At 66.6% G+C, this 25,617-nt stretch carries 27 protein-coding genes and 1 pseudogene; 13 read left to right on the plus strand and 15 right to left on the minus strand.

The window, feature by feature from the left end:
* Positions 1 to 168 precede the first annotated feature (168 nt).
* The 9 genes from ORI27_RS20745 to ORI27_RS20785 form a co-directional block, all read right to left on the minus strand.
* Positions 169 to 1,071 (minus strand): aldose 1-epimerase, encoded by a 903-nt coding sequence (locus tag ORI27_RS20745; RefSeq protein ID WP_265999009.1) that lies wholly within the window; start codon positions 1,069 to 1,071, stop codon positions 169 to 171.
* A 9-nt stretch (positions 1,072 to 1,080) separates the two neighbouring features.
* A complete protein-coding gene (locus ORI27_RS20750; protein WP_265999008.1) occupies positions 1,081 to 1,323 on the minus strand; it encodes an acyl carrier protein in 243 nt (80 codons plus the stop codon).
* Between the two features lie 13 nt (positions 1,324 to 1,336).
* Positions 1,337 to 2,560: a dihydrolipoamide acetyltransferase family protein gene (locus ORI27_RS20755; protein ID WP_265999007.1), complete on the minus strand. Its 1,224-nt coding sequence runs from the start codon at positions 2,558 to 2,560 to the stop codon at positions 1,337 to 1,339.
* The gene (locus ORI27_RS20760) at positions 2,557 to 3,570 is read right to left on the minus strand and encodes an alpha-ketoacid dehydrogenase subunit beta (RefSeq protein ID WP_265999006.1); all 1,014 of its coding nucleotides are present in this window, start codon (positions 3,568 to 3,570) and stop codon (positions 2,557 to 2,559) included. The genes ORI27_RS20755 and ORI27_RS20760 overlap by 4 nt, the downstream gene beginning before the upstream one ends.
* Positions 3,567 to 4,547, minus strand: a complete 981-nt coding sequence (gene pdhA, locus ORI27_RS20765) for a pyruvate dehydrogenase (acetyl-transferring) E1 component subunit alpha (protein ID WP_265999005.1) — start codon at positions 4,545 to 4,547, stop codon at positions 3,567 to 3,569. Before pdhA ends, ORI27_RS20760 begins: the two co-directional genes overlap by 4 nt.
* Positions 4,544 to 6,301: an acetate--CoA ligase gene (gene acsA / locus ORI27_RS20770; protein ID WP_265999004.1), complete on the minus strand. Its 1,758-nt coding sequence runs from the start codon at positions 6,299 to 6,301 to the stop codon at positions 4,544 to 4,546. Before acsA ends, pdhA begins: the two co-directional genes overlap by 4 nt.
* An 8-nt stretch (positions 6,302 to 6,309) precedes the next feature.
* Positions 6,310 to 6,567: a hypothetical protein gene (locus ORI27_RS20775; RefSeq protein WP_265999003.1), complete on the minus strand. Its 258-nt coding sequence runs from the start codon at positions 6,565 to 6,567 to the stop codon at positions 6,310 to 6,312.
* A gap of 110 nt (positions 6,568 to 6,677) precedes the next feature.
* The gene (locus ORI27_RS20780; RefSeq protein ID WP_265999002.1) at positions 6,678 to 7,853 is read right to left on the minus strand and encodes an FAD-binding oxidoreductase; all 1,176 of its coding nucleotides are present in this window, start codon (positions 7,851 to 7,853) and stop codon (positions 6,678 to 6,680) included.
* A 43-nt stretch (positions 7,854 to 7,896) separates the two neighbouring features.
* Complete coding sequence (locus tag ORI27_RS20785; protein ID WP_265999001.1) at positions 7,897 to 8,565, minus strand: GAP family protein; 669 nt, start codon at positions 8,563 to 8,565, stop codon at positions 7,897 to 7,899.
* 60 nt (positions 8,566 to 8,625) lie between these two features.
* On the opposite strand from ORI27_RS20785, the gene ORI27_RS20790 reads away from it, so the two are divergent.
* A complete protein-coding gene (locus ORI27_RS20790; protein ID WP_265999000.1) occupies positions 8,626 to 9,036 on the plus strand; it encodes a hypothetical protein in 411 nt (136 codons plus the stop codon).
* Positions 9,037 to 9,232: 196 nt separating this feature from the next.
* Positions 9,233 to 10,630 carry an amidohydrolase family protein gene (locus ORI27_RS20795; protein ID WP_265998999.1) on the plus strand — a complete coding sequence of 466 codons (1,398 nt, stop codon included), beginning with the start codon at positions 9,233 to 9,235 and terminating at the stop codon, positions 10,628 to 10,630.
* Here the strand turns inward: ORI27_RS20795 and ORI27_RS20800 are convergent.
* The 4 genes from ORI27_RS20800 to ORI27_RS20815 are packed head-to-tail and all read right to left on the minus strand — an operon-like array spanning position 10,627 to position 12,936.
* Positions 10,627 to 10,938, minus strand: a complete 312-nt coding sequence (locus ORI27_RS20800) for a hypothetical protein (protein WP_265998998.1) — start codon at positions 10,936 to 10,938, stop codon at positions 10,627 to 10,629. The genes ORI27_RS20795 and ORI27_RS20800 overlap by 4 nt on opposite strands.
* A 27-nt stretch (positions 10,939 to 10,965) precedes the next feature.
* The gene (locus tag ORI27_RS20805; protein ID WP_265998997.1) at positions 10,966 to 11,967 is read right to left on the minus strand and encodes an acetamidase/formamidase family protein; all 1,002 of its coding nucleotides are present in this window, start codon (positions 11,965 to 11,967) and stop codon (positions 10,966 to 10,968) included.
* On the minus strand, positions 11,954 to 12,694 hold the full coding sequence (locus ORI27_RS20810; protein ID WP_265998996.1) for a CbtA family protein: 741 nt from the start codon (positions 12,692 to 12,694) through the stop codon (positions 11,954 to 11,956). The genes ORI27_RS20805 and ORI27_RS20810 overlap by 14 nt, the downstream gene beginning before the upstream one ends.
* Positions 12,695 to 12,705: 11 nt before the next feature.
* The gene (locus tag ORI27_RS20815) at positions 12,706 to 12,936 is read right to left on the minus strand and encodes a CbtB domain-containing protein (protein WP_407666384.1); all 231 of its coding nucleotides are present in this window, start codon (positions 12,934 to 12,936) and stop codon (positions 12,706 to 12,708) included.
* A gap of 253 nt (positions 12,937 to 13,189) precedes the next feature.
* Here ORI27_RS20815 and nthB point away from each other — a divergent pair, with 253 nt between their 5' ends.
* The 11 genes from nthB (at position 13,190) to ORI27_RS20870 (ending at position 22,891) form a co-directional block, all read left to right on the plus strand.
* On the plus strand, positions 13,190 to 13,882 hold the full coding sequence (gene nthB, locus ORI27_RS20820) for a nitrile hydratase subunit beta (RefSeq protein WP_265998995.1): 693 nt from the start codon (positions 13,190 to 13,192) through the stop codon (positions 13,880 to 13,882).
* Between the two features lie 18 nt (positions 13,883 to 13,900).
* A complete protein-coding gene (nthA, locus tag ORI27_RS20825) occupies positions 13,901 to 14,497 on the plus strand; it encodes a nitrile hydratase subunit alpha (RefSeq protein ID WP_265999021.1) in 597 nt (198 codons plus the stop codon).
* Positions 14,498 to 14,872 (plus strand): nitrile hydratase accessory protein, encoded by a 375-nt coding sequence (locus tag ORI27_RS20830; protein WP_265998994.1) that lies wholly within the window; start codon positions 14,498 to 14,500, stop codon positions 14,870 to 14,872.
* Complete coding sequence (locus tag ORI27_RS20835; RefSeq protein ID WP_265998993.1) at positions 14,859 to 15,413, plus strand: DUF1097 domain-containing protein; 555 nt, start codon at positions 14,859 to 14,861, stop codon at positions 15,411 to 15,413. Before ORI27_RS20830 ends, ORI27_RS20835 begins: the two co-directional genes overlap by 14 nt.
* A 63-nt stretch (positions 15,414 to 15,476) precedes the next feature.
* Entirely contained in the window at positions 15,477 to 15,917 is a 441-nt protein-coding gene (locus ORI27_RS20840; protein ID WP_265998992.1) for a MarR family winged helix-turn-helix transcriptional regulator, read from the plus strand.
* 80 nt (positions 15,918 to 15,997) lie between these two features.
* Positions 15,998 to 17,062 (plus strand): substrate-binding domain-containing protein, encoded by a 1,065-nt coding sequence (locus ORI27_RS20845; RefSeq protein WP_265998991.1) that lies wholly within the window; start codon positions 15,998 to 16,000, stop codon positions 17,060 to 17,062.
* A gap of 123 nt (positions 17,063 to 17,185) precedes the next feature.
* Entirely contained in the window at positions 17,186 to 19,732 is a 2,547-nt protein-coding gene (gene clpB / locus ORI27_RS20850; protein ID WP_265998990.1) for an ATP-dependent chaperone ClpB, read from the plus strand.
* A 247-nt stretch (positions 19,733 to 19,979) separates the two neighbouring features.
* Entirely contained in the window at positions 19,980 to 20,765 is a 786-nt protein-coding gene (gene ttfA / locus ORI27_RS20855) for a trehalose monomycolate transport factor TtfA (protein WP_265998989.1), read from the plus strand.
* Positions 20,766 to 20,782: 17 nt separating this feature from the next.
* A complete protein-coding gene (locus tag ORI27_RS20860; RefSeq protein WP_265998988.1) occupies positions 20,783 to 21,559 on the plus strand; it encodes an SDR family NAD(P)-dependent oxidoreductase in 777 nt (258 codons plus the stop codon).
* Entirely contained in the window at positions 21,546 to 22,106 is a 561-nt protein-coding gene (gene pyrE, locus ORI27_RS20865) for an orotate phosphoribosyltransferase (RefSeq protein ID WP_265998987.1), read from the plus strand. The genes ORI27_RS20860 and pyrE overlap by 14 nt, the downstream gene beginning before the upstream one ends.
* Before the next feature lie 14 nt (positions 22,107 to 22,120).
* Positions 22,121 to 22,891, plus strand: coding sequence for a hypothetical protein (locus ORI27_RS20870; protein ID WP_265998986.1), 771 nt, complete (start codon positions 22,121 to 22,123; stop codon positions 22,889 to 22,891).
* 1 nt (position 22,892) lies between these two features.
* Here ORI27_RS20870 and ORI27_RS20875 read toward each other — a convergent pair.
* Positions 22,893 to 24,759 (minus strand): annotated as a pseudogene (locus tag ORI27_RS20875) (putative bifunctional diguanylate cyclase/phosphodiesterase).
* 57 nt (positions 24,760 to 24,816) lie between these two features.
* Positions 24,817 to 25,569 carry a hypothetical protein gene (locus tag ORI27_RS20880; protein WP_265998985.1) on the minus strand — a complete coding sequence of 251 codons (753 nt, stop codon included), beginning with the start codon at positions 25,567 to 25,569 and terminating at the stop codon, positions 24,817 to 24,819.
* Between the last annotated feature and the right edge of the window lie 48 nt (positions 25,570 to 25,617).

Consider the following 25,617-nt stretch of genomic DNA (forward strand, 5'->3'; position numbering starts at 1 on the left):
CACCTCCGCGGGTCGGCCCTTGGCTTTCGCAACCTCACCAACTACATCGCCCGATCACTACTGGAAACCGGCGGATTCAAACCCCAACTACACCGTCAATCATGAAGAGCCCGTAAAGGTCCCCGACACGCCGAGCGTGCGGGGACCTTTACGTCTGCTCGCGTGGCCCTAGGTGATCCGGATGGTGAACACTGAGACGGCCGGTCGGCCGGGCGCCGCGGTGCGGTAGCCGCCCGTTCTCAGCGCGTTGGTCGGCGCGGCCATCGGCTCGATGGCGACGAGATCGTCGTTGCCGGGGGCGAAGATCTGCGCGGCCGGGAACCCGTGGTCGAAGATCATCTCGATCCGGCGGTCGCCGCCCGCGAGGCTGAACATCCCGCCCTCCGTCACTCCGTCGAAGCCGTCGTCAAATGTGCTGTCGCCCAGAGATTCCGAGAATGCCGGCCACTCTTCGACGTCGCCGGTCGGGATACCCCGGGCATCTACCGGCAGATGCCGTAGGCCCGGAGTCTGCAGCCGCCATCGCGATCGGGGCACCCCGGGAATGGTCAGGTAGGGGTGAAAGCCGTAGCACAGCGGTACCGCCGCCTCGGTCGTGGGCGTGACGGTGGTGGTCACCGTCAGTGCGCGGCCGGCCAGGGTGATGTCGAGCGTCAGGATGTGTGGGAATGGGAAGTTGGCCAGCAATCGCGGCTGGGTGCCGAAATCCAGCTCGGCTGTCAGCCGGCTCTCGGATTGTTCGGTGACCAGCCAGCCCGGGTAGGCGGCCAGCACGCCGTGCATCGGCAGGCCGTTGGCATCGGTGCGGACCCCGCCGACGCCGGGGGTCAAGGTCACCGCGCCACCGTCGACGTCATAGCCATTGGCGCCCAGCCGATTCGCCCAGGGATAGAGCAGCGGGATGCCCATCGTCTTGCCATCCGACAGGTAGGCCTGCAGACCGCGGCGCTGCCCGAGCAGCTCGACGCCGTCGTCGAACAGCGAGGTGCAGATCATGCCCGCCGGCGGCACGTACGTGGCGGTCAAGGATGAGGATGGATCGCGCAGAACGACGGACGGCAGTTCGGCCACCGTCGAAGTCTATCGGCGGGCGCCGATGTAGCTCGTCAGATCGTCGATCGTGCGCAGGGAGGCGTACGCGGACTCCGGGATCTCGACCTCGAAGCGCTTGTGCAACCGGACCAGGAAGTTGAGCCAATCCATCGAGTCGAGGTCGACCTGGTCGCGCAGCAACTCGGTGTCGGACAGATCGCCCTCTTCGATTTCCGGTGCGATCGCGAGCAGTTCTTCCACGACCTGGTCGCGGATCCCGGTGTCGCTCACGTCGGGCTCCCTTCTACAACTCGTCGGGCTGCTGGAGCAGCCGGTTGATCTCGGCGAGGAACAGCGCGCCGCGGTGACCGTCGCTGGCACGATGGTCGGCGGCCAGGCTGGCCTGCACCGTCGTGGCCACCCGGATGCCACCGTCGACGACGACGACTCGCTGTGCGGGCCGGCCGAAGCCGACCAGCGCCACCTGCGGCGGATAGATCACGCCGAAGACGGAGTCGACACCCTTGTCGCCGAGGTTGGTGACCGTGATGGTCGGGTCCGACATCTCCGAACTGCGTAGCGATCCGGCCCTGGCACGGGCCACCAGATCGATCAGGTCACCCATCAGTTCATCGAGCTTTTTCTCGTTGACGTCGTGGATGGCCGGCGCCACGAGCCCGCCGCCGCGCAGCGAGATCGCCACGCCCACATGCACACCCGCGGCCGGCTGATACCCGTCGTCGTGCCAGAACCCGTTGAACTCGGAAAACCGCTGCGCTGCCAGCGCCACCGCTTTGAGCTGCAACACCGCCGGTAGTAGCCGCTCGGTGATCGGCCGGTTCACGTTCTGCTCGGTCAACCAGCCCAGGGCGGTGTCGAGCACGATCTCGTCGGCCAGGTAGTAGTGCGGGATCTCCCGTTTGGAGCGGCTCATCGCCGCGGCGATCGAAGCACGCATGGCCGCCCCCCGCGCGGCTGCCTTCTGCGCCGCGGACTTCGGTTCGGCCGGGGCGGCGGGCGCCGCGGGCTTGAGCTTCGGCTCTTCGTGATGCTTGGTGGCCGCTGCATGCTCGACGTCGGTCAGCGTGATGGCGCCCTGCGGCCCGGTGCCCGTCACGCCGCTCAGGTCGACGCCCAGGGAGGCGGCCGTGCGTCGGGCCACCGGAGACACCCACAACCGGTGACCCACGGGCGCGGCGGGGACAGGCCGGCGCGCAGCGGCGGGCGGTTCGGTGGTAGCGGCCGCCACCGGCGCCGCAGCCGGTGAGGCGGTGCGAGGTTGCACCGCCTCACCGGGCTCGGCCAGGGTTGCCAAAGGGGTGCCGACGGCCACGGTCTGTCCGACCGGAACGAGCAGCTCGGCGACCACACCGTCGTGCCAGCACTCGATTTCCACTGCGGCCTTGGTGGTTTCGACGACCGCGACGATCTGGCCGCGGCTGATCGTGTCACCGGGCTTGACCAGCCACTCATCGAGGGTGCCTTCGTCCATGTCGGCGCCCAGCGCGGGCATGGTGAACTCGATCACTGGTCGCTCACCCCGGGTCGCTCCGCTCCCGCCCGCTGATCGTCCCCGAACAGCCCCTGCACGGCGGCCACGATCTTGTCGGGCTGTGGCAGCGCTGCCTCCTCGAGGTGCTTGGCGTAGGGGATCGGCACCTCGACACTGCACACCCGGGCGATCGGGGCATCCAGGTCGTAGAACGCGCCCTCGACGATTCGGGCGCTGATCTCGGCGGCCAGGCTGCCGGTGCGCCACGCCTCGTCGACCACCACCGCGCGGTGCGTCTTGCGCACCGAATCCAGGATCGTGGCGTCGTCCAAGGGCCGCAGCACCCGTAGATCGATCACCTCGCAGTCGATTCCGGCCAGGGCGAGCTGGTCGGCGGCGTCCAGTGCCTTGGGCACGCACCCGCCGTAGGCAATCAGCGTGACGTCGGTTCCGGCGCGGCGCACGGCGGCCCGGCGGATGTCCGTCGGTGCCAGCGTTTCGGCGTCGATGGAGGTGTTGTACAGCTGGACGTGTTCGAAGATGATCACCGGATCGGGGTCCTCCAGTGCCGTCAGCAGCATCCCGTAGGCGTCGGCGACCGTCGCCGGTGCGACCACCGTGATACCCGGGATGTGCGCATACCAGCCCTCCAGGCTGTGTGAATGCTGGGCGGCGAGTTGCCGGCCGGCGCCGGTGGCCATCCGGACGACCAACGGAACCGAGAACTGTCCGCCCGACATGTGTCTAAGGGCGGCAGCGGTGTTCACGATCTGGTCCAGCGCGAGCAGGCTGAAGTTCACGGTCATGACTTCGACGATCGGGCGCAGCCCGTTCACGGCGGCGCCGATGCCGATGCCGACGAAACCGAGTTCGGACAGCGGGGTGTCGCGAATCCGCTCTGGTCCGAATTCCTCGAGGAGCCCCTTGGAGGCGGCGTAGGTGCCGCCGTAGCGGCCGACGTCCTCACCCAGCAAGACGACGCGTGAGTCGTTGCGCATCGCTTCGCGGATCGCATCGTGGACGGCGGTGCGATAGGTGGTCTTCATGAACGTGCCTCCGCACCAGCAGGTGTCATCAGATCGCGGGTCAGTTCGGCGATGCTCTCCAGGGTTCCAGCCTCGGCGTAGGCCACCGCCTCGTCGACCTCGCCGGCGGCACGCTGTTCCATCGCGGCGATGTCCTCGGCGCTGACGGTGCCCTCGGCCAGACACTTCTCGGTGAACAGGCGGATCGGGTCGCGTTCGCGCCAGTGTTCGACTTCGGTCTTCTCCCGGTACAGCTCGGGGTCGAACATCGAGTGCGGGCGGAACCGGTAGGTGCGGAACTCGACGAAGAACGGTCCGCCGTTGGTGTGGATGTGGTCGACGGCGGCAGCGGTGGTGGCGTGGCAGGCCAGCACGTCCATACCGTCGACCGACGCGGTCGGCACCCGATAGGACGCCGCCTTGGCGGTCAGGTCGGTCTGGGACAGTTCCCGGTCGATCGCCGTGCCCATCGCGTAGCGGTTGTTCTCGCACAGATAGAGCACCGGCAACTGCCACAGCTCGGCCATGTTCAGCGATTCGTGAAACGCGCCTTCGGCGATGGCGCCCTCGCCGAAATAGCACGCGGTCACGCGGTCGCGCTTGAGTTGTGCGTCGGCGAACGCGAGCCCGGTCGCCAGCGGGAGGCCGCCGGCCACGATCGCGTTGCCGCCGTAGAACCGGCGTGATGCGTCGAACAGGTGCATCGACCCGCCGCGGCCACGCGAGCAGCCCTCCTGCTTGCCGAACATCTCGGCCATGATCGAGGTCATCGGGATCCCGCGGAGCAGGGCGTGTGCGTGCTCGCGGTAGGTGGCCACCACGGCATCCTCGGAACCCAGGGCGCGCAGCGAACCGGTGGCCACCGCTTCCTCGCCGACGTAGAGGTGTAGAAAGCCGCGGATCTTTGCGGCGCTGTACATCTCGGCGCACTTCTCTTCCATCCGGCGCACCCGGATCATGTCGGAGAGCAGCCCGTGGGCCAGATCCCGGTCGGTCATGCCGGCACCTCCACCGTCGAGGTGTCGCCCTCCGGCAGCCCCAGTTCGCGCGCCTTGAGCAACCGGCGCATGATCTTTCCCGACCTGGTGTGCGGTAGCGCGTCGACGAAGTCGATCTCCTTGGGCGCCACAGCGGCCCCCAACCGTTTGCGCGCATGGCCCATCAGGTCGCGACGCAGATCGTCGTCGCCGGTGTATCCCGTCTTGAGGGTGACGAAGGCCTTGACCAACTCGCCGTAGGTGGGGTCGGGTTTGCCGATCACCGCCGCCTCGGCGACCGCGGGATGGTCGGTCAGCACGTTCTCCACCTCGAAGGGCCCGATCAGATGCCCGGAGGATTTGATGACGTCGTCGGCCCGGCCGACGAACCAGAAGTACCCGTCGGCGTCGCGCTTGACCAGATCACCCGACAGGTAGAGGTCGCCGACGAAACTCTTGCGGTAGCGCTCGTCCTGGTGCAGGTAGCCGCGGAACATCGACGGCCATCCGACTCGCAGTGCCAGCTCGCCCTCGACATCGGGCTCGTCGACCACACTGATCGCACCGGAGTCGTCGCGGTGCACCACGCAGGCGTCGACCCCGGGTAGCGGCCGGCCCATCGATCCGGGCTTGATGTCGAACGCCGGGGTGTTGGCGACCATGATGCCGCCGGTCTCGGTCTGCCACCAGTTGTCGTGAATCGGCAAGCCCAGCACCCGTTTTCCCCACCACACCGCCTCGGCGTTGAGCGGCTCACCCACGCTGGCGATGAACCGCAGCCGCGGGAACCGGTATTTGGCGGGCAGCTCCGGGCCGGCCTTGATGAGCATCCGGATCGCCGTCGGCGCGGTGTACCACACCGACACCTGCTGATCCTGCAGAATTTGGTACCACCGCTGCGCATCGAATTCGGCCTCGTCGATGATCGAGGTGACGCCGTGCAGCAGCGGGGCGATGATCCCGTACGAGGTTCCGGTGACCCAACCGGGATCGGCTGTGCACCAATAGATGTCACCGGGGTGAAGGTCAAGGGCATAGAGTCCGGTGATGTAGTGCATGGCCACCGCGCCGTGCACGTGCTGGGCACCCTTCGGGGTGCCGGTGGTGCCGCTGGTGAAGTGCAGGAGCGAAGGATCTTCGGCGGTGGTGTGTTCGATCGGCGCGTCGTCGCCCGCCGCGTCCATCAGCCGGTGGAAGTTCTCGGTGCCCGCGATGTCGTCGCCGACCACCAGGACATGCTTGACCGACGGGAGGTCGTCGCGGATCTTGGCGATCTTGCGCTTGTAGATCGCCGCCGTCGTCACCAGCACGTCGGCGGATCCGATGTTGACGCGGGTTTCGATCGGCTCCGGGCCGAACGCGGAGAACAGGGGGGAGACGACGCTTCCGTTGCGCAGCGCACCGAGCATGCTGACGTAAAGCTCGGGGATCCGGCCCATGATGACGAAGACGCGGTCGCCCTTGCCGATCCCCAGGCCGCGCAGCACGTTGGTGAACCGCCGGGTCAGCCTGCCCAGCTCGCCGTAGCTGACGTCGTGGGTGCTCAGCTCCGCGGTGTCAGGGGTGTCGGCGATGAAGCGCAGAGCGGTGCGCTCGGCTTCGGGCCCTTCGGCGTGCCGGTCCACGGCGGCGTAGCCGATATTGCAGCCGGCATTGTCCATCGCCGCGCACAGGTCGGGCACGTCCGACCAGTTGAACGAGGCGCGGGTCTGGGCGTAATCGGTGAGGTTGGGCGCGACCTTCAGATCGCCGGCGCCCTTATGGATGACGTCCATGGGTCCTCTCAGACGCGTGGTGGAGACAGGACGCCGTCGCGGCGGGCCCGGCCGAGGTTGGCCATCACGCGATCCAGCACGGTGGCGTAGGCGGCACCGTTGTTCAGGATGTCGTGAAGGTCTTGATGGCGGAGGTAGGCGTCGAGGCGCCGTTCCAACGGCCAGTCCCAATAGGTGCGCCCGGTATAGGGCGAGCACAGGAACTCCCAAGCAATGGTGTCGAGTTCACACTCGACGGTCTCGTCTGCCGGACCGGCAGTCGTCATTTCAGCCCCTCACTACCACCCACCCCCAGATGTGATGGTCGTCTCAGCGCGGGCGGTTCGAAAGGGACGAAAGTCACAGAACTCGGTACAAAGGTCGCGCTCGACTCGGGTCACCCCAGCGGGTCGTGCTGGATCCGTTCGGGCGGGGCACCCTTGGCGACCAGCGCGTCGTAGGTGGCGCGCACCATCTCGGGACCGCCGCAGATCAGAATCTGCCGATCGCCCCAGGCGCCGTATTTGGTCACCACCTCGGGCAGCCGGCCCGTCTGGCGCACATGCAGACCGCGCGGCGGCTGGACGTCGGGATAGTCGGTCGCCCACGGCGGGTCGCCGGCGTACTCCGACACCGGCGACACTGACAGCCACGGGTTGGTTGCGGCGATCTCCCACAGGGTCCGCAGGTCGTACAACTCGCAGGGATAGCGGGCTCCGAAGAACAGGTGTACCCGGGGGTTGTCGCCGAACCGGCACAGGTCCATGATCAGTGCCCGCAGTGGTGCCAGTCCGGTGCTGCCGGCCACCATCAGCACGTCCTCGCCGTCGCGGTCGACCTCCATCGCGCCGTGCGGGCTGGACAGCCGCCACCGGTCGCCGGGCCGGGTCTCGGCCACGATGGAATTGCTCACAATGCCGCCCAGCACGGCGCGCACGTGGAATTCGATGAAGCCGTCCGGATCGGCCGGCATGGCCGGCGAGAGATACCGCCACCGTCGGGGCCACTGCGGGATCTGGACGTTGACGTACTGACCCGGGTGGTAGGCCAGCGGCCGGTCCAGATGCAGGCGGACGATCGCGATATCGCGGGATACCCGGTGATGTTCGACGACGGTGCCGTCCCACCAGGCCGGTCCGTCCTCGGCGTCGGCCGCGCCGGCCATGATGCCGGTGATCAGGTTGATGGCCTGGGTGGCGGCGTCGTCGACCGCCCCGGACCAGCTGTCGATCAGATGGCTGCGCATCGTGGCGTACCAGGCTTGCCGCATGCTGTCGTAGTGCTGTTGGGTCACCCCGTATTTGCGATGGTCACGACCCAGCTGCGCGAGGAAGGCCACCGGGGCCTGGGCGCGCTGGGCCACGAATTCACCGAACACCCAGTGCATGGCTTCGCCGAACGCCGAGCGTTGCGGCGCCAGCTCTGGTCCGAACAGGTCCCGCACTTCGGCGTCGAGCGCGAACCACCGGGTGTAGAAGCGCTGGACGAGCAGGTCGGAGTCGGACCCGGGCGCCCCGGAATTTTCGAAGGCAGCCTGCAGTACCGCAAGCGCGTCACGATCCTCCAGGCCCACGGCGGCGATTTTAGGCGCGTCGGCGGGCTCCGGTGATCACGATCTACAGGCCGTGGATGCCCTTGTACAGCACCATGAGGCCGATGACGACGAGGATCACGGCGACCAGCGTCGCGTGCTGAGCCTCCATCCAGTTCTTCAGTCTGGTCAGTGGTTCGTCCAGCCGCTCGCCGGCGACCAGGTAGGCCAGCACCGGCAGCGCCACCGATGACGCGGCCACGGCGGTGAACACCGCGTCGGCAGTCCAGGCGCCGGTGACGCCCAGGCCCGCCGACCCGATCGCCAAACCCGCTGCGGCACACATGAACAGAACCTTCGGATTGATCACGACCAGTACCACCGCGGTCACGAAGGCGCGGCCGGGGCCGATGCTGGTCATCGATGTCAGCCAGCCCGGTGTGTGTCCCGAACGCTTGCGGGTGAACCAGCGGTAGAGGCCGAACACGATGAGTGCCGCGCCGATCGCGATGCGGACGTACGGTGCCCAGACCGGTTGCTTGTTGAGTCCGCCGAGCGCGTTGGATATCAGCACGAATCCCGCCGTCAGGGCGCCGATGCCGAGCACCCACCCCACCAGGAACGCCATGCTGGTGGGCCGTGGTGCGGGGGTGTGCAGCATGAGAATGCCCGGGATGATCGTCAGCGGGGACAGCGTGATGACGAGCGCCAGGGGGATGAGTTCGGTCAGCTCCGAGCCCAGACCGGTCGTCACAGATGCCTCCTGGCGCTAGACGGACACGTGCGATCAGGGCTGACCGTACTATCTCTGCCCGTGGGCAGAGACCTCGAGGAGGAAAAGGGTGATGACGGCCACGACGGTGGACACAACACCCTGATCTACGTCTCCGGGGTCGCCGCGGTACTCCTGCTGGTGGTTTTGGTGTTCGCGGTGATGCGGACCTCGAGCGACTCGCAGAGACACGACGGTCCGGTGACCTACCCGCCGGCGACGCGGGCCACGTCGACGACCACGACAAGGACCACGACGAGGACCGCGACAACGTCACCGCGGATCTCGACCACCGACCTGAACCCCGCCAGCGAGCCACCGCCGTTACCCACCGAGACCGCGGAGGAACTGACCACCCCTTCGGAGACGGAGGAATCCTCCACTCCCACGACGACGGTCACGCTCACCAACCCGTACGCCACGACGTCGCCGCCGAACGCCGGGCACACCTAGGTGCGTACTACCTGCGGGGGATTCTGCCCGTGCTCTGCGTCAACGTGGTCTGGGCGGTAGTTTTCTACCTCGTCACCGTGCACTTCTGGACACAAGCCGGGCAGGTGTGCCACATCGCGGTGGTTGGTGCAATTGTCATGTTCTGCAACCGATCCCATGCGAAACGCGATCGGGTGACGCCGGCGAGGAGCGCGCGATGACGGCACATGTCCATTTCGGCCACATCTTCCACCTGGCCGGACGTCCCACGGTCACCGAAGCCATCGACGCGTTGGTATCCATACCCGACGGCGCGCTGGTCGTCGGGGACGACGGAAAGATCCTCTTCGCCGGCGAGCGGGCGCAGCTACCGGACCGCCATGCATCGGCCACGGTGCACGACCATCGGGGCGGCTATCTGCTGCCCGGGTTCGTCGACACGCATATCCACTTTCCCCAGACCTATGCCGGCGATTCCTACGGCGGAGGTCAGCTTCTGGAATGGCTGACGTTGTGCATCTTCCCGTCGGAGTCCAAGTTCGCCGACCCGGAGTTCGCCACTCGAGCCGCAGTGGAGTTCACCAGGCGACGGATCGCCGCGGGCAGCACGGCCGCCATGGTGTTCGGGTCCGCGTTTCCGCATGCCCAGGACGCGCTGTTCGGGCAGACACTCAAGGCTGGCCTGCGAATCGTTTCGGGGCGGGGCATCCAGACCCGCGGTCCGGAGAGCGCCCGGCCGCTGATCACCTCCGAGCAGGACGCGATCCGGCTGACCCGTGCCGAGATCGACAAGTGGCACGCCGCTGATACCGGGGACGTCGACACCGCGCTATTGCACGTCGCGATCGTCCCGCGGTTCTCGCTGTCGGTGACGACGGAAACGCTGAGGAATCTCGGTGAGCTTTACCACGAGGTCCGCGACAGGGGCGTCTACGTGCACAGCCACCTCAACGAGAACAACCGTCCCGGTACCGGCGAAGTCGACACCACCAAACAGGACTACCAAGTCGATTCGTATCTGGACACCTACGACGGGAAGTTCCTGCCCGGGTCGGCGGTCGGCGGCAAGAGCCTGCTGGGCCGCCGGACGATACTCGCTCACTGCGTGCACTGCACGGACGCCGAGTTGGCGCGGATGGCCGAGACCGGCACCTCGATCTCGCACTGTCCGGTCTCGCAGCTGTTCCTGGGCTCGGGCACGATGCCGTGGAAACGGACGGTGGCCTCCGGAGTGAATATCGCGGCCGGAACCGATTTCGGCGGCGGCGACGAATGGCTGATCCCGCGGGTTCTGGGCGATGCGTTCAAACAACACATCACCGAGCCCGGCGACGATGGGGTGTCGATGCACCCGGCCGAAATGCTGTTCCTCGGGACCCTCGGCGGCGCGCGGGCCCTCGATATGGAGGACCGCTTCGGCAACTTCGATCTGGGGAAGGAGGCCGACTTCGTGGTCGTGCGGCCGGCTGACGCGCTGGCGGGACCGCTACGGAACGCGGTCCGCGCCGACGAGGCCGATCTGGCGCGCGATCAGACCCTGTTCACACTCTTGATGGGTATCCGGGAGTCGTCGATCGCGGAGGTCTACGTCCGGGGTAACCGCGTCACTGCCTAATGGGGATCTGACCGCTTGAGGGTCCACGCCGGCACCCAGTGCGTCACCGCTCTGCGCTTGGACCCGTAGGCGATTTCGTAGGTGACCAGGCCCCACCAGTCGCCCTGCTCGCAGAGTCCCCAGCAGGACAGGGCACCCTTGACGACCTTGTGCATCTGCAGACCGTGCGGGTGGTAGCGGCCGGTCCGGTGCGGTTGGCGCGGGAAGAGCACCGTCAGGTCGACCAGCACGGGCAGCGGTGGGTGCACCGGCCGGAACGGCGGCCGCAGCGGCTGACCGTTGTAGCCGATTGCCTTGAGCTCTCCCACTGTTCGATCATATGTTCGAACAGTGGTTCACTCCAGGGTTCCGCCGAGAGCCGCCAGCCTGCGGTGCATTCCGCCGTATGCCACTGCCGGCGGCAGCAGGTGTTTGTCGATCTTGGTCACCGCGCTGTAGTTGACGTCCACCACGTTGGCCAGGGGTGACCGGCACAATTGGCTGCACAACTGGTAGGCGTCCATGGTCGTCAGGTCGTACAGTTCGCCCAGCCAGCGCACCATCTCGACCTGGCTGCACCGCCAGGCGTCCTCGAGCGGACGCGCCGAACCCACGGTCAGCAGTGCGTCGTCGTGCTCGAAACGCGGCCAGGCCGGTGCCCCGCCCTTGATCAGGTCGACGATCAGGATCACGTTCATAGCGCCCTCGAGCGCTGTCCCGCAGGTTTCGCCTTCGCCTTGGCGGTAGTGGCCGTCGCCCACCGAGAACAACGCGCCCTCGACGTTGACCCCGAGATAGACGGTGGTGCCGGCGCGCAACTCCGGCGTGTCCATGTTCCCGCCGAAATAGTCCGGCACCAGGGTGGTCCTGACCTCCCGCAGGGCCGGGGCCACGCCGACGGTGCCCAGCATCGGGGCCAGGGGGATGTCCAGGGAGAAGTCGCTCTCGTGCGCGGCGAACGTCGCCATGCCGCGGTCGCGGTCGACCCGGTATATCCACGCCAGTTCGGGTAGCGCGGGTTGCAGGGTTGCGGTGCGGTCGGTGCCCGTGAGGGCGCCGAACAGCGGAATGGTCGTCGAGGCGGCCCAGTCCCGGGCCGGCTCGATGGACACGAAGTGCAGCGCCAAGGTGTCACCCGGCTCGGCACCGGTGACGTGGAACGGCCCGGTCTGCGGGTTGAGCTCCTTGGTGTTGAGGACCTGACTGGGTTTGTCGGCGCTGGAGGTCACCCGGCCGGCGAACGCGTCCTCGGTCCACAGCCGCAGGGCTGTCCCCGGTGCCACCTCCATCACGGGCGGGGCCCCGCCGAACGTCCAGGTGTACTGGTCGCGGGTGGGCTTGAACTCAACTGTGCGCATCGACCGTCCTCGTCGTCAGCGCGCGGGGCAGCCATGCGGCGAAGACCACGCCCAGGGTGAGCCACATGATCGCCTGGGTCAGAATCGAATTCAGCCGGAAGTCGGCGAGTAGCCCGGCGGGGAAGTGCGCGGGCATCTCGTCGAACCGGGGCAGCGTCAGCGCGACGACGGTCACCGCTGGCAGGTAGCAACCGAACGCGAGGCCGATCGCTGTCCAGCCACCGACCCGCGGACTCAGCCGCACCGCGAGGATGGTTGCGCCGATTGCCAGCGCCACCGACACCACCAGGATCACCAGGTAGGCGGACGTGCGGGGGCTGATCGTCTCGGCCGCGCCGACACCGGGCGGGTTCGCCGGAAAGGCGAGGAACGGCACCAGATTCACGGCGAGGAAGCCGACGGCGGCCAGACCGCCGGCCGGCCAGCGCGGGTCGACGACGATACCTCGGCGGTTCAGGTAGATGAGCAGTGCCGAGACCGCCACGGACAACAGCGCGCCGAGGACGATTGCGAACATGACCGTGCCGACGCCGGCGCCGACATTCTCCTGTACCGCGCGGCTGAACAGCTCGTGTTCGGCGGCGGGTGCATGCGGGTGCGCGCCGCCCTCCTCCTGGCCGATCGCCAAATCGACAAGCGGGGATACCCGGAGGCGGACGTACGCGAATGACACGAGGCCGCTGACCAGGCCGGCCACCAGGCCCAGGGCGATGATTCTGTTGTTCATGTCGGTGGTCCTCAGTGGCACGGGAAGCCGAGCAGATGCCGGGCGTCGTGGATGAATTCGTGGACGTGGGTGTCGGACCCGAAAATCGACACCGCACCCTGATCGAATCCGATGAAGTAGAAGACGATCAGTGCCAGCACGGTGGTCACCGTCAAGCGCAACGCGGTGCCCGTGGTGGCGGTGTCGGGCAGTTCCAGCATCGCGCTGCGGGGCAGGGCGGGCCGTCCGGCGGTCGAAGACATCTGCTTTCCTCTCGATCGGGTAGTTACTTCCAGATGGCAAATATTCCTTCAGGATCTGAATACGCCGTGTTTCGGCAGCCGGTCAACCCGTGGCGCCCGTTCCGGGGTGGACGAAATCTACGTTTAACAATCAAACGGTCTGACGTAAAACCTGTGTTACGCATGGCTGTACGGATTGCGAATGCATCTTTCGATTGCCCATAGTTCCAGATGGAAGTATTACGACCGTGAACTAACGATTGGAGACTCGCATATGCACGGTCCACATGATCTGGGCGGCCGCGACGGCATCGGGCCGATCGCCGCCGAGTTCCTGGAGCCGGGGATCCCGAACTGGCGCTACCCCTTCGAGGGCCGGATGCACGCCGTGACCGCGATGGCGATCGCCAAGGGCGCCTTCAATCTCGACGAGCAGCGCCATGGTATCGAGTTGATGAAGTGGAGTGACTACCTGGACTCCACCTACTACGCGCACTGGCTGTTCTCGGTGGAGAAGCTGCTCAACGACAAGGGCTACATCTCACACGAGGAGATCGACGCGCGGATGCGCGAGTTGGGCGCCCCGTCGATGACCCCGCACCCACAGAAGCCCGGGGAACTCTCGGCATTCGCCGAGCAGATGATCGACGTGCTCTGGAAGGGCACGCCGCACGATCTGCCGGCGGACAGTCCGCCCCGCTTCGACGTCGGTGCGGCCGTCAAGGTGCGCAACATCAACGAGGTCACCCACAACCGGCTGCCCGGCTACCTGAACCGCGCCGCGGGTGTAGTGGCCAAACAGTATGGCGCGTTCCACGACCCGGCCGACAGTGCACACAAGCAGGTCGACACCCCCCACCAACTCTACATGGTGAAGTTCAGCTCCACCGAGCTGTGGGGCGACGAGGCGGTCGAGGAGTTCAATCTGTACGCCGACCTGTTCGAGAACTACCTCGAACCCGCCTGAGATGAGGAGATGAACGAGATGGACTGGCTGTCATTGTCCGACGTGGAGGCGCGCGTCAATGCGCTCGAGTCGCTGATGGTCGAGAAGGGCCTGGCCGAGCACGAGGCGGTCGACGCCGTGGTGGCGTCCTTCGAGAACGATATGGGCCCGGTCAACGGCGCCAAGGTGGTCGCACGGGCGTGGACCGATCCCGCTTACCGCGAGTGGCTGCTGACCGATGCCACCGCCGCTATCGCCGACATGGGATTCACCGGCCTGCAGACCGAGCACATGATCGCGGTGGAGAACACCGACGAGCATCACAACGTCGTGGTCTGCACCCTGTGTTCGTGTTATCCCTGGACCCTGCTCGGCATTCCGCCAGCGTGGTTCAAATACCCGCAGTACCGGGCGCGGGTGGTCAAAGATCCGCGCAGCGTTCTCGCCGAGTTCGGCGTGACCCTGCCCGATGAGGTCAAGATCGACGTCTGGGATAGCAGCGCTGAGATTCGCTATCTGGTGATTCCGCAGCGTCCCGCAGGCACTGAAGGGATGACCGCCGACGAGCTGGTCGGACTGATCAGCCGGGACTCGATGGTCGGCACCGCGCTGGTCTCTGCACCGGGGAGCGCCTAGATGACCGCCGCACTCGACCTGACCGGATTCGACGATCCGGGCGGGGCCGGCGCTTTGCCCCGGTCCAACGGAGAGCTTGTCTTCGACGCTCCCTGGCAGGGACGGCTTTTCGGGCTCGTAGTGCACCTGTGCAAGTCCGGCGCCTTCGAATGGGACGAGTTCAAGGCGCACCTGATCGCCGCGATCGCCGAGTCCGGGGTCGACGAGACCTGTGACCCCGGGGTGTACTACCGCCAGTTCGGCGAGGCCTTCTGCCGACTGGCTGCCGAGAAACAATTCTTCGACGTGCACATGTTGGAGAGCAGAACCCTGAGCGAAGGCCAGCGGCTCTCCCATGCCGATCACGATCACGATCACGATCATGACCACGACTGACGTTGGCAGAGAAGGGAATCCGAAGATGTCCAAAGTCAGTGCGCTGGCCCTCAGCGTGGGCGTGTTCGGGATGCTGTCCACCTTGCTGACAGCCACCGTATGGAGTCTGCCGGTCTGGGTCCTGTTCTTGGCGTGGGCCTCGTTCTTCTTCGTGGGTTCCGGGCTGACCGGGTTGCTGAAGTCTGTCGCGTGCAACTGGACCGGAGTCGCGATCGCGACGGCCACGCTGTTGTCGGTACACACCACCTCCAGTGCGGTGCTGCTGGCAATCGCCGTCGGCATAGGCAGTTTCGCGATGGTCCAGGTGTCGCGGCTGCCATGGATCTCGGCCACGCCGGCGATCGTGTTCGGCTTCGCGATGACCGTCGGAACCATTGTGGCTACTGGCAACTCGATCACCACGATCGGGGTGTCCAACCCGGCGCTGATCGCCGCGACGACAGCGCTGGTCGGTGCCGCGTTCGGGGTGGCCTCGGAGTGGGGCGCCGGGGTGATCAGCGCGATCGCCGGTGGTTCGCGCCTGCGGGGCGCTACGCCCTGAGTTAGTCTGAGCCGGCAAATATTCTTCTCTGGAAGTGATTGATTTCAGGAGCCCAGGATTTCCGTGCCGACATCGACAAGCAACCTGGAAACCATTGCGGAAGTGTTCTTTCGGGCCGAGCGCCGATGGACCGAGGCGTTGTGCAACGGCCTGCTGGACGCCGACGTCAACAACATCGAGGGTTGGCGGGTGCTGGGGGCGCTGCGAAGCGGTGACGGTTTCACGATGAGTGAGATCTCGGCGGCGATGGCGATCCCGCCGCCGACGCTGACCAGGATCGTCGACAGACTCGTCGACTCTGGCCTCGTGGTGCGTCGCGTCGACGCCACCGACCGCCGACGGGTGCTGGTGTATCTGTCGGCGCGCGGTAGGGCGAAGCTGCGCAAGCTGACCAAGCGTGAGTCGGCGCTGAAGGCCGCACTCGTCGACGAACTCGGTGAGGACAATGCCGTCCAGTTCATCCGAACGCTGTCCCGGATCGGGGAGCTCTTTTCCAGTACGTGAACAGCCACGCAACGCGGCAGTAACCCGGCGCAACGAGGATGGTGTGTCGCGCTCGGTGGCACAGGTGGACGGAGGCCGACGTGGAGCGGACGACCGCACTCAATGTCGCCCTGGTCATCCCACGGTCGGGGTCGGCCGGAATCTACGGGCCGTCCTGCGAGGCGTGCGCCGAACTGGCGATCCGCGACCTCAACGCCACCACCGGTCTGCTGGGCAAACAGGTCCGGTTGATCCCCGTCGACGGCAGCCGACCACCGGCCGTCGTGGCTGCCGAGGTCGCGCGGCTGGTCGAGCGTGGCACCATCGACGCGATCACCGGCTGGCACATCTCGCCAGTGCGCCAGGCGATCGCGCGGGTGACGGCCGGTCGGGTGCCGTATGTGTACGGGCCTCTCTACGAAGGGGGAGAGCGCACCCCCGGCTTGTTCCTGACCGGCGAGACCCCGTCCCGACAGCTGCTGCCGGCGATGGACTGGATGAAAGACGAGCACGGCGTCGATCGCTGGATCGTGATCGGCAACGACTACATCTGGCCGCGGCAGACCGGTGCGGCTGCCGCCGGACATGCGCGCACCCACGGCGCCCCGCTGGTCGGTGAGATCTACTTGCCGCTGGGCACCGAGGACTTCTCGGCGGCGATCCGCGACGTCGAGCGGAGCGCGGCCACCGGTGTCGTCCTGCTGCTCGTCGGAGGCGACGGGGTGATGTTCAATCGGCAGTTCGCCGCCGCAGGCCTCGATGCGTCGGTGCCGCGGCTGAGTCCGCATGTCGAAGAGAACATGCTGATGGCCAGCGGAAGCGAGAGCAATCGCGGGCTGTTCGCGGCCGCCGGTTACTTCGAAGCCCTCAACACCACGGCGAGCATGGATTTCGCCGGGCACTACTACACGACCTATGGACCCGCCGCGCCGGCGCTGAACAGCATCGGAGAGTCTTGCTACGAGGCGATCACGCTATTGATCGCGCTGGTGTCGCGGGCGGGATCGCTCACGGTGGCCGATCTGACGGCGGCGGCCGTGGGGTTGACCTACATCAGCCCGCGCGGTGAAGTCACCATGCGGGGCAATCAGATGAGCCAGGATGTCTACGTCGCCGAGGCGATCGACCTGGATTTCGAGGTTCAGGCCCGCATCTCGGCGGCCTGAACCATTTTTGTGTCAAAAGCCTCTGGGGTGTGCGCGGAAAATTTCGTAAACTTGAGCGGAACAGACTCAAGATTGACCGCGTTGTAAACCTCGACAAGCTTTTCTAGACGAAACGGAGATGTCGTGGACTCGTTCAACCCGACAACCAAGACTCAGGCGGCGCTGACCGCCGCGTTGCAGGCTGCCAGTGCGGCCGGCAACCCGGAGATCAGGCCCGCCCACCTGCTGTTGGCGCTGCTCACGCAGACCGACGGTATCGCTGCGCCGCTGCTCGAGGCTGTCGGGGTCGATCCGGCCACGATCCGCACCGAAGCGCAACGGCTGGTCGACCGGCTGCCGTCGAGCAGCGGGGCGACCTCACAACCTCAGCTCTCCCGCGAGTCGCTGGCGGCCATCACCGCCGCCCAGCAGCTGGCCACCGAGATGGACGACGAATACGTCTCCACCGAGCACCTGATGGTCGGATTGGCCACCGGTGATGCCGACACGGCCAAGCTGCTCAGCGGTCACGGCGCATCCCCGCAGGCCCTGCGGGAAGCGTTCGTGAAGGTCCGCGGCAGCGCGCGGGTGACCAGCCCGGATCCCGAGGCCAGCTATCAGGCGCTGGAGAAGTACTCCACCGACCTGACCGCTCGCGCCCGTGAAGGCAACCTCGACCCGGTCATCGGGCGTGACAACGAGATTCGTCGCGTCATCCAGGTGCTGAGCCGTCGCACGAAGAACAACCCCGTGCTGATCGGCGAGCCCGGTGTCGGCAAGACTGCGATCGTGGAGGGCCTGGCCCAGCGGATCGTGGCCGGCGACGTGCCGGAGAGTCTGCGCGACAAGACCGTGATCTCCCTGGATCTCGGATCGATGGTGGCCGGAGCCAAGTACCGCGGTGAGTTCGAGGAGCGCCTCAAGGCCGTCCTCGACGACATCAAGAACTCGGCCGGTCAGATCATCACGTTCATCGACGAACTGCACACCATCGTCGGCGCCGGGGCCACCGGCGAAGGCGCGATGGACGCCGGCAACATGATCAAGCCGATGCTGGCCCGCGGCGAACTGCGGCTGGTCGGCGCCACCACCCTCGACGAGTACCGCAAGTACATCGAGAAGGACGCCGCCCTGGAGCGCCGCTTCCAGCAGGTACTGGTCGGCGAACCCTCGGTGGAGGACACCGTCGGCATCCTGCGCGGCCTCAAGGACCGCTACGAGGTGCACCACGGTGTGCAGATCACCGATTCGGCGCTGGTCGCGGCGGCCGCGTTGTCCGACCGCTACATCACCAGCCGGTTCCTGCCCGACAAGGCCATCGACCTGGTCGACGAGGCCGCGTCGCGGCTGCGGATGGAGATCGACTCGCGGCCCGTCGAGGTCGACGAGGTCGAGCGACTGGTCCGCCGGCTCGAGATCGAAGAGATGGCACTCGCCAAGGAAACTGACGATGCGTCGCGCGAGCGCCTCGAGAAGCTGCGCGCCGAGCTGGCCGACAAGAAGGAAGAACTGGCCGAACTCACCACCCGCTGGCAGAACGAGAAGAACGCCATCGACATTGTGCGTGAGTTCAAGGAGCAGCTCGAAGTCCTGCGCGGTGAGGCCGACCGGGCTGAACGGGATGGCGACCTGGCCAAGGCCGCCGAGCTGCGCTACGGCCGCATCCCCGAGGTGGAGAAGAAGCTCGATGCGGCACTGCCCCAGGCGGAGGCTCAGGCCAACGTGATGCTCAAGGAACAGGTCGGTCCCGACGACATCGCGGACGTGGTGGCGGCCTGGACCGGTATCCCCGCCGGTCGGCTGCTCGAAGGCGAGACCGCCAAGCTGCTGCGCATGGAGGAGGAGCTGGGCCGCCGCGTCGTGGGCCAGAAGAAGGCCGTCCAGGCCGTCAGCGATGCGGTCCGGCGCAGCCGGGCCGGGGTCGCCGACCCCAACCGGCCGACGGGCTCGTTCCTGTTCCTCGGTCCGACCGGGGTCGGCAAGACCGAGCTGGCCAAGGCGCTGGCCGACTTCCTGTTCGACGACGAGCGGGCCATGGTCCGCATCGACATGAGCGAATACGGCGAGAAGCACTCGGTGGCCCGCCTGGTCGGTGCCCCGCCTGGGTACATCGGTTACGACCAGGGCGGACAGCTGACCGAGGCGGTGCGGCGACGCCCGTACACGGTGGTGCTGTTCGACGAGGTCGAAAAGGCGCACCCGGACGTGTTCGACGTGCTGCTGCAGGTGCTCGACGAGGGCCGGCTGACCGACGGTCAGGGCCGCACGGTCGACTTCCGCAACACCATCCTCATCCTGACCTCGAACCTGGGGTCGGGCGGCACCGAGGAGCAGGTGATGGCGGCGGTGCGGGCGGCCTTCAAGCCGGAGTTCATCAACCGCCTCGACGATGTGCTGATCTTCGACGCCCTCAACCCCGACGAACTGGTCCAGATCGTGGACATTCAGTTGGCGCAATTGGGCAAGCGGCTCAGTCAGCGTCGTCTCGAGTTGGAGGTGTCGCTGGAGGCCAAGCAATGGCTGGCCGACCGCGGGTTCGACCCGGTCTACGGCGCCCGTCCGCTGCGGCGGCTGGTGCAGCAGGCCATCGGCGACCAGCTGGCCAAGCTGTTGCTCGCCGGCGAGGTGCACGACGGCGATGTCGTGCCGGTCAATGTCAGCGCCGACGGGGAATCCCTCACCCTGGGCTGAGCTTGGCCACCGAGCAGACGCAGAATCGCACGATCCAGGCGGAAACTGTGCGAGTCTGCGTCTGCTCGCGCTCGCGCTCGGGGCCGGTTTCCTGCTGTCGGTGGACCGCGCCGAAATCCTCGAACTCGCCGCAGCGACCGGCCCAACCGGGGATTAGCCCGCCAACTGCGGAAGAACGCGGCGCGTAATGTGCTTGTGACCTGCTGGAGTTCTCGCTTCCGGCCGGTGAGCAGATACGCTACGTCTAATGGTTCCGTTCTGGTTCACGCTGTCCGCGCTCTGCTTCGTGGGTGCGGCGGTGCTGTTGTACGTCGACATCGGCCGTCGACGTGGCTTGGGCCGCCGCCGCAAGTCCTGGGCGCGGTCGCACGGGTTTGATTTCGAACCCGAGTCCGCCGAGATCATCGAGCGTTGGAAGCGCGGGGTGATGTCGACCGTCGGCGATGTCACCGCCCGCAACGTGGTGCTCGGTCAGATCCGCGGCGAAGCGGTGTACATCTTCGACCTCGAAGATGTCGCGACCGTGATCGCCCTGCACCGCAAGGTCGGCACGAATGTCGTGATGGACATGCGCCTGAAGGGCATCGCCGAGCCGCGTGAGAGTGACATCTGGCTGCTGGGCGCCATCGGTCCGCGGATGGTCTACTCGACGAACCTCGATGCTGCCCGCCGGGCGTGCGATCGCCGGATGGTCACCTTCGCCCACACCGCGCCCGACTGCGCCGAAATCATGTGGAACGAACAGAACTGGACCCTGGTGTCCATGCCGATCTCCTCGACCCGGGCCCAGTGGGACGAGGGGCTGCGCACCGTGCGGCAGTTCAACGATCTGCTGCGGGTGCTGCCCCCCATCCAGCAGGCGGCACTGCCCCAGTCCGCCGGCCGACGCAACGCATCTCCGGGCCGCCCGCTGGCGTCTGCGGGGCGTCGCGAATTGCCGCCGGGACGGGCCGAGGTCCCGCCGCCACTGCGCCCGCAACAGCCGCGCAGTTCCAGCCCGGCTGGTACACAGGCTCCGAACTATCAGCGCTGAGCCGGTAGGGTCTCGGCGTGCCTCGTCCCGTCGCTCTGATCACCGGGCCCACCGCCGGCCTGGGCGCCGGCTACGCCCGCCGCTACGCGCGAGACGGCTACGACCTGGTTTTGGTTGCGCGCGATGTCGCGCGCCTCGATGACCTGGCCGCGGAGTTGCGAGCGGCCAACGGCATCGGCGTCGAGGTGTTGCCCGCCGACCTCACCGAGCGCGGCGCGCGCACCACGGTCGCCGATCGGCTGAGCACCGGAGTGCAGGTGCTGGTCAACAACGCCGGATTCGGCACCTCCGGCGAATTCTGGACCGCCGAACCCGCCCAGCTGCAGGCTCAACTCGACGTCAACGTCACCTCAGTCATGCAACTCACCCGCGCGGCGTTGCCGTCGATGATCGCCGCCGGTTCGGGCACGGTGATCAATATCGCCAGCGTGGCCGGGCTGCTGTCGGGTCGCGGGTCGACGTATTCGGCGTCGAAGGCGTGGGTGGTGTCGTTCACCGAGGGGCTGGCCAACGGTCTCGCGGGCACCGGCGTGAGCATCCACGCGGTCTGCCCGGGGTTCGTCCACACCGAATTCCATCAGCGGGCCGGCATCGATATGACATCGATCCCGAACATCATGTGGCTGGGCGTCGATGACGTGGTCGCAGAGAGCCTGGCCGACGTGGCCAAGGGCAAGATCATCAGCATTCCCGGCCTGCAGTACAAGCTGCTGACCACGGTCGGTCGGCTGGTCCCGCGCGGGGTGGTCCGTGCGGTCAACAATGGAATAGGACGAAGCCGTGGGCGCACCTGAACTCAACGCCGCCGACCGCGCCGAACTGGCTGAACTGGTCCGCCAGCTTTCGGTGGTGTTCGGCCGTGTCACCTTGTCCTCGGGCAAGGAGGCCGACTATTACGTCGACCTGAGGCGTGCCACCCTGCACCACCGGGCGGCACCGCTGATCGGCAGGCTGATGCGCGAGCTCACCGCTGACTGGGACTACGCGGCCGTCGGCGGCCTGACGATGGGGGCCGACCCGGTGGCCGGTGCAATCATGCACGCGCCCGGCCGTCCGATCGATGCCTTCGTCGTCCGCAAAGCACTGAAAAGCCATGGGATGCAAAGACTCATCGAAGGCGCCGACGTGGCCGGCAAGCGGGTTCTGGTGGTTGAGGACACCAGTACCACCGGTGGCTCGGCGCTGACAGCGGTGCGCGCGGTACGCGAGGCGGGCGCCACGGTTGTTGGTGTCGCCACGGTGGTGGACCGCGCGACCGGTGCGGCCGAGGCGATCGAGGCCGAAGGGGTGCCGTACCGCAGTGTGCTGGGCCTGGCCGATCTCGGCTTGCCGAACTCCTGACGCTGCGGGTAGCGGTGAGCATTGACAAGGAGCCGGTCGAGGCTTCGGAATCCCACTGGGACGACGTCGTTGACGTGATCTGCGCCGGATCGGGCCCCGGGGTGCTGGCCCATGCCATCCGGTGCAGCGGGCTGGACCTCGACGTCGAGGTGGCCGTTGCGGAATTGGCCTTCGAGACAACAGATCCCGATACCACTGACTATCTTCGGTCGATGACCGACGACTTGGGTCCGGCGACTGCCCGCGACCTCGAGTTGGCAGTCGTTCGTGCCCGGCCGGTCACTGTCGCCAAGGATCGCCGCGCCACGATCGAGCCGTTCTTCGGATCGCGGCTGCGGGACTGGTCGGCACGCTGCCTCACCTCAGCGTTCGGCGTCATCTACAGTCAGATACCGGACGACATGACAGTGATGTGCACCGACTCCGGCGAGACGATCCGAGCGGGTGTGGTGGACGACTATCACCCCCAAACCGACTGCCCTGGAATGGAACTGACCGAATGGTTGCGCGTCCAGGCCCACGACCACGGTCTGCTCGGCGAGCCCGGAGCGGCGCTGCAGCGGTTGGTGTTCGAGGAGGGGCGAGTTGCCGGTGCAGCGTTGTCGACACGAGGGGGAACGCGACTGGTGCGGGCGACTCTGGGTGTCGCACTGTCGATCGGGCCTGCGCCCGACAGCGCCGAGTGGCCGATCGGGCCCCAGTTGCCCGGCGGCGCGGCCCAACTGGTCGAGGTGAGCCGAACGGCCAGTCGGTTCGGTCGCATCGAACTGCTGTACCCCGCCTGACTCAGGCTCCGTTCGGTTCGGAAAAGTTCACCGGGATAGTCTTTTTGGCTAGTAGTTCGGCCATCGCCTCGCCGGGAATCGGGCGGGACAGCAGGAATCCCTGAGCGCGGTGGCAGCCGTGCTGGAGCAGAGTCATCGCCGCGGTCGGTGACTCGACGCCCTCGGCGACCAACTCCAGATTGAAAGCCTCGGCCAGCGCGATGATGGCACGCACGATCGCCAAGTCCCCCGCGTTGGTACCGAGATCGAGGACGAACCCCTTGTCGATCTTCAGCGTGTCCACCGGAAGCGACTTCAGATGAGTCAGCACGCTGTAGCCGGTGCCGAAATCGTCGATGGCGACCTGCACGCCGACATCCTTGAGACCAGCCAGGGTGATCCTGGTGGTCTCGATATCCTGCACCACAACACTTTCGGTGATCTCCAGGCAGACCGATCTGGCGTCGAGGTTGAACTCGGCGATCGTATCGGCGACCGATTCGACGAACCCGTCGGTGACCAGCTGAACCGGGGAGACGTTGATCCGCAGCACCGCATCCTTGCCGACACCGCTGGCCCGCCAGCCGCTGAACTCTGCGCAGGCGGCGCGCATCACCCAGCGGCCCAATTCCCCTGCCAGATTTATCGATTCGGCGACATTGATGAATGAATCCGGCAGCAAAAGCCCTCGAGTGGGGTGTTGCCAGCGCACCAGCGCCTCGGTCGCCAGGATCTCTCCGGTGCGCATGTCGACCTCGGGGAGGTAGTGCAGGATCAACGTCCCGGCGTCGATCACGTTCTGCAGATGCAGCTCGATATCGTTGCGGAACTCGCTCTTCAGGGACATCTCGTCGGTGAATACCGCGATCTTGTTGCCGCCGGCGTTCTTGGCGTTGAGTACCGCCTGATCGGCCCGGCGCAGCAGGTCCGATGTGGTGTCCCTGCCCGGAACCCCCAGTGCTACACCAGCACTGACGGTCCGGGTGAGGATTTCGCCGCCGATGGTCACCCTATCTCGCAGCACGGCCTGCAGCCGATGAGCCAGCGCCAGGGCAGAGTCGGCGTCCATCGGTCCGGCCGGGATCACGACGAATTCGTCACCGCCCAGACGGGCGATGACGTCGCCCTCGCCGGCTTCCTCACGCAGCCGGTCGGCGAACGCCTGGATGAACCAGTCGCCGGCGTGGTGACCCAGATAGTCGTTGATCGCCTTGAGTCGATCGAGGTCGAGGAACAGCGCAGAGACCGGGCCCGGCTGGCCCGCCCGCAACCGTTCGTCGAGGTGCGCCAGCAGCGCCCGGCGGTTATTCAGTCCGGTCAGGTCGTCGTGCTCGGCGAGGTAGCGCAGTTGGTCCTCGGCGACCACGCGAGCCTGCACCTGGGCGAACAATGAGGCGATCGCCTTGAGCGCGTTCAGTTCCTCCGGTGACCAGTCTTTGATGCCGAATTTGATGAACCCCAGGCACCCCGTCGTGGTGTCGCCGGACAACAGCGGAACCGACGCCATCGACGTCAGGGCCATGCCCGTGCCCTCTTCTACCAGGCGCTGATACTCGTCCTCGGACACCGGCTCGGGACGGAAGAACACCGGCTCCTTGGCTGTTTCGGCGGCGGCGAAGACAGGGTCGGCGTCGGCGAAGTAGATGAGTTCGAGAGGGTCCGGATCGCGATCGTGCGGTGGCCACTCCGCGATCAATCTGGTCGCGTGGATGCTGTGCTCGTTGTAGCGAAGAAAGCTGACGTCCACGCCGAACGAGGACGACAACTCGCCGAGGACGTGCTGGCTGACCGCTGGGGACCGCCGCGTCGGCCGCCATGAGCTGCGTGGCGACCAGCGTGACGAGGTTCTCCAGGCTGTCAGCAGTCCCGGTCTCTGAGTGTGGGGTCATCGTGCCATCTCGTGATTAGTAGAGCTTAGGAGATGGTATCGGTTTGCGCCCCCGGTGCTAGCTGCCGCTCCCGTACTGCATGCCGAAGCCACTGAATTCATCGGAGATGGTGGCCAGCATGCTCATCTCCTTGACGATCTTGGCCAACTGCCGAGGCTCGGCGTGGTTGGCGAAAGTGCGTCGATCCCACCACATCATCTTCGTGCGGTAGCGATCGCTGGGGTAGGCGGCCGCCGGGATCTTGGTCGCCACTACGCCACCTGAAGTGCTCCAGCGGTCGAGCACGTGGGCGGCCGCGGTGGCCAGAATGAACTGGGCACCCAACAGGGTCATGGTCGGAAACGCGGTGCGGGCGAAGGTCCGGGTCAGTTCCCCGCTGCGGGCGGGATCGTCGCTCACCCATGCCGATTTCATCTCCACCACGCCGAACGGCAGCCGGTCGGTGATCATCTTGCGGACCGTGTCCTGCCCAGGCTGGCCCTCCCATTCGACGATCGCGTGCGATTCGTCGGCGCTGAAATAGGGGCCCTTCGCCCGCAGGCCGCCCAGCATCCGGCCGTTGTCGTCCAGTGCGGTGTAGAACAGCGTGGTGTCGCGGCCGTCACGGAACGAGTCCAGGTCCAAGGCTGCTTCAACGCCATGCTTCTGGTAGCTGCGCACGGCGCCCTGCAGGTACTCCTGCCATAGCCCGGGTTCGCTGTCGGGTTGCGCGAGCACGATTGTGCAGCCCGTGTCCGTGTCGTGCCAGCTAATCGTCTCCGGCAGGTGGTAGACCTTCTGATCAGGGAAGTCCAGCACTGAAGCGTTCATCGTTTCCCATCTGTCGGGCGGCCTGCGGATAGGGTTTCCGCAGCGGAC

It is taken from the genome of Mycobacterium pinniadriaticum (assembly GCF_026242045.1).
Lineage (GTDB): Bacteria > Actinomycetota > Actinomycetes > Mycobacteriales > Mycobacteriaceae > Mycobacterium > Mycobacterium pinniadriaticum.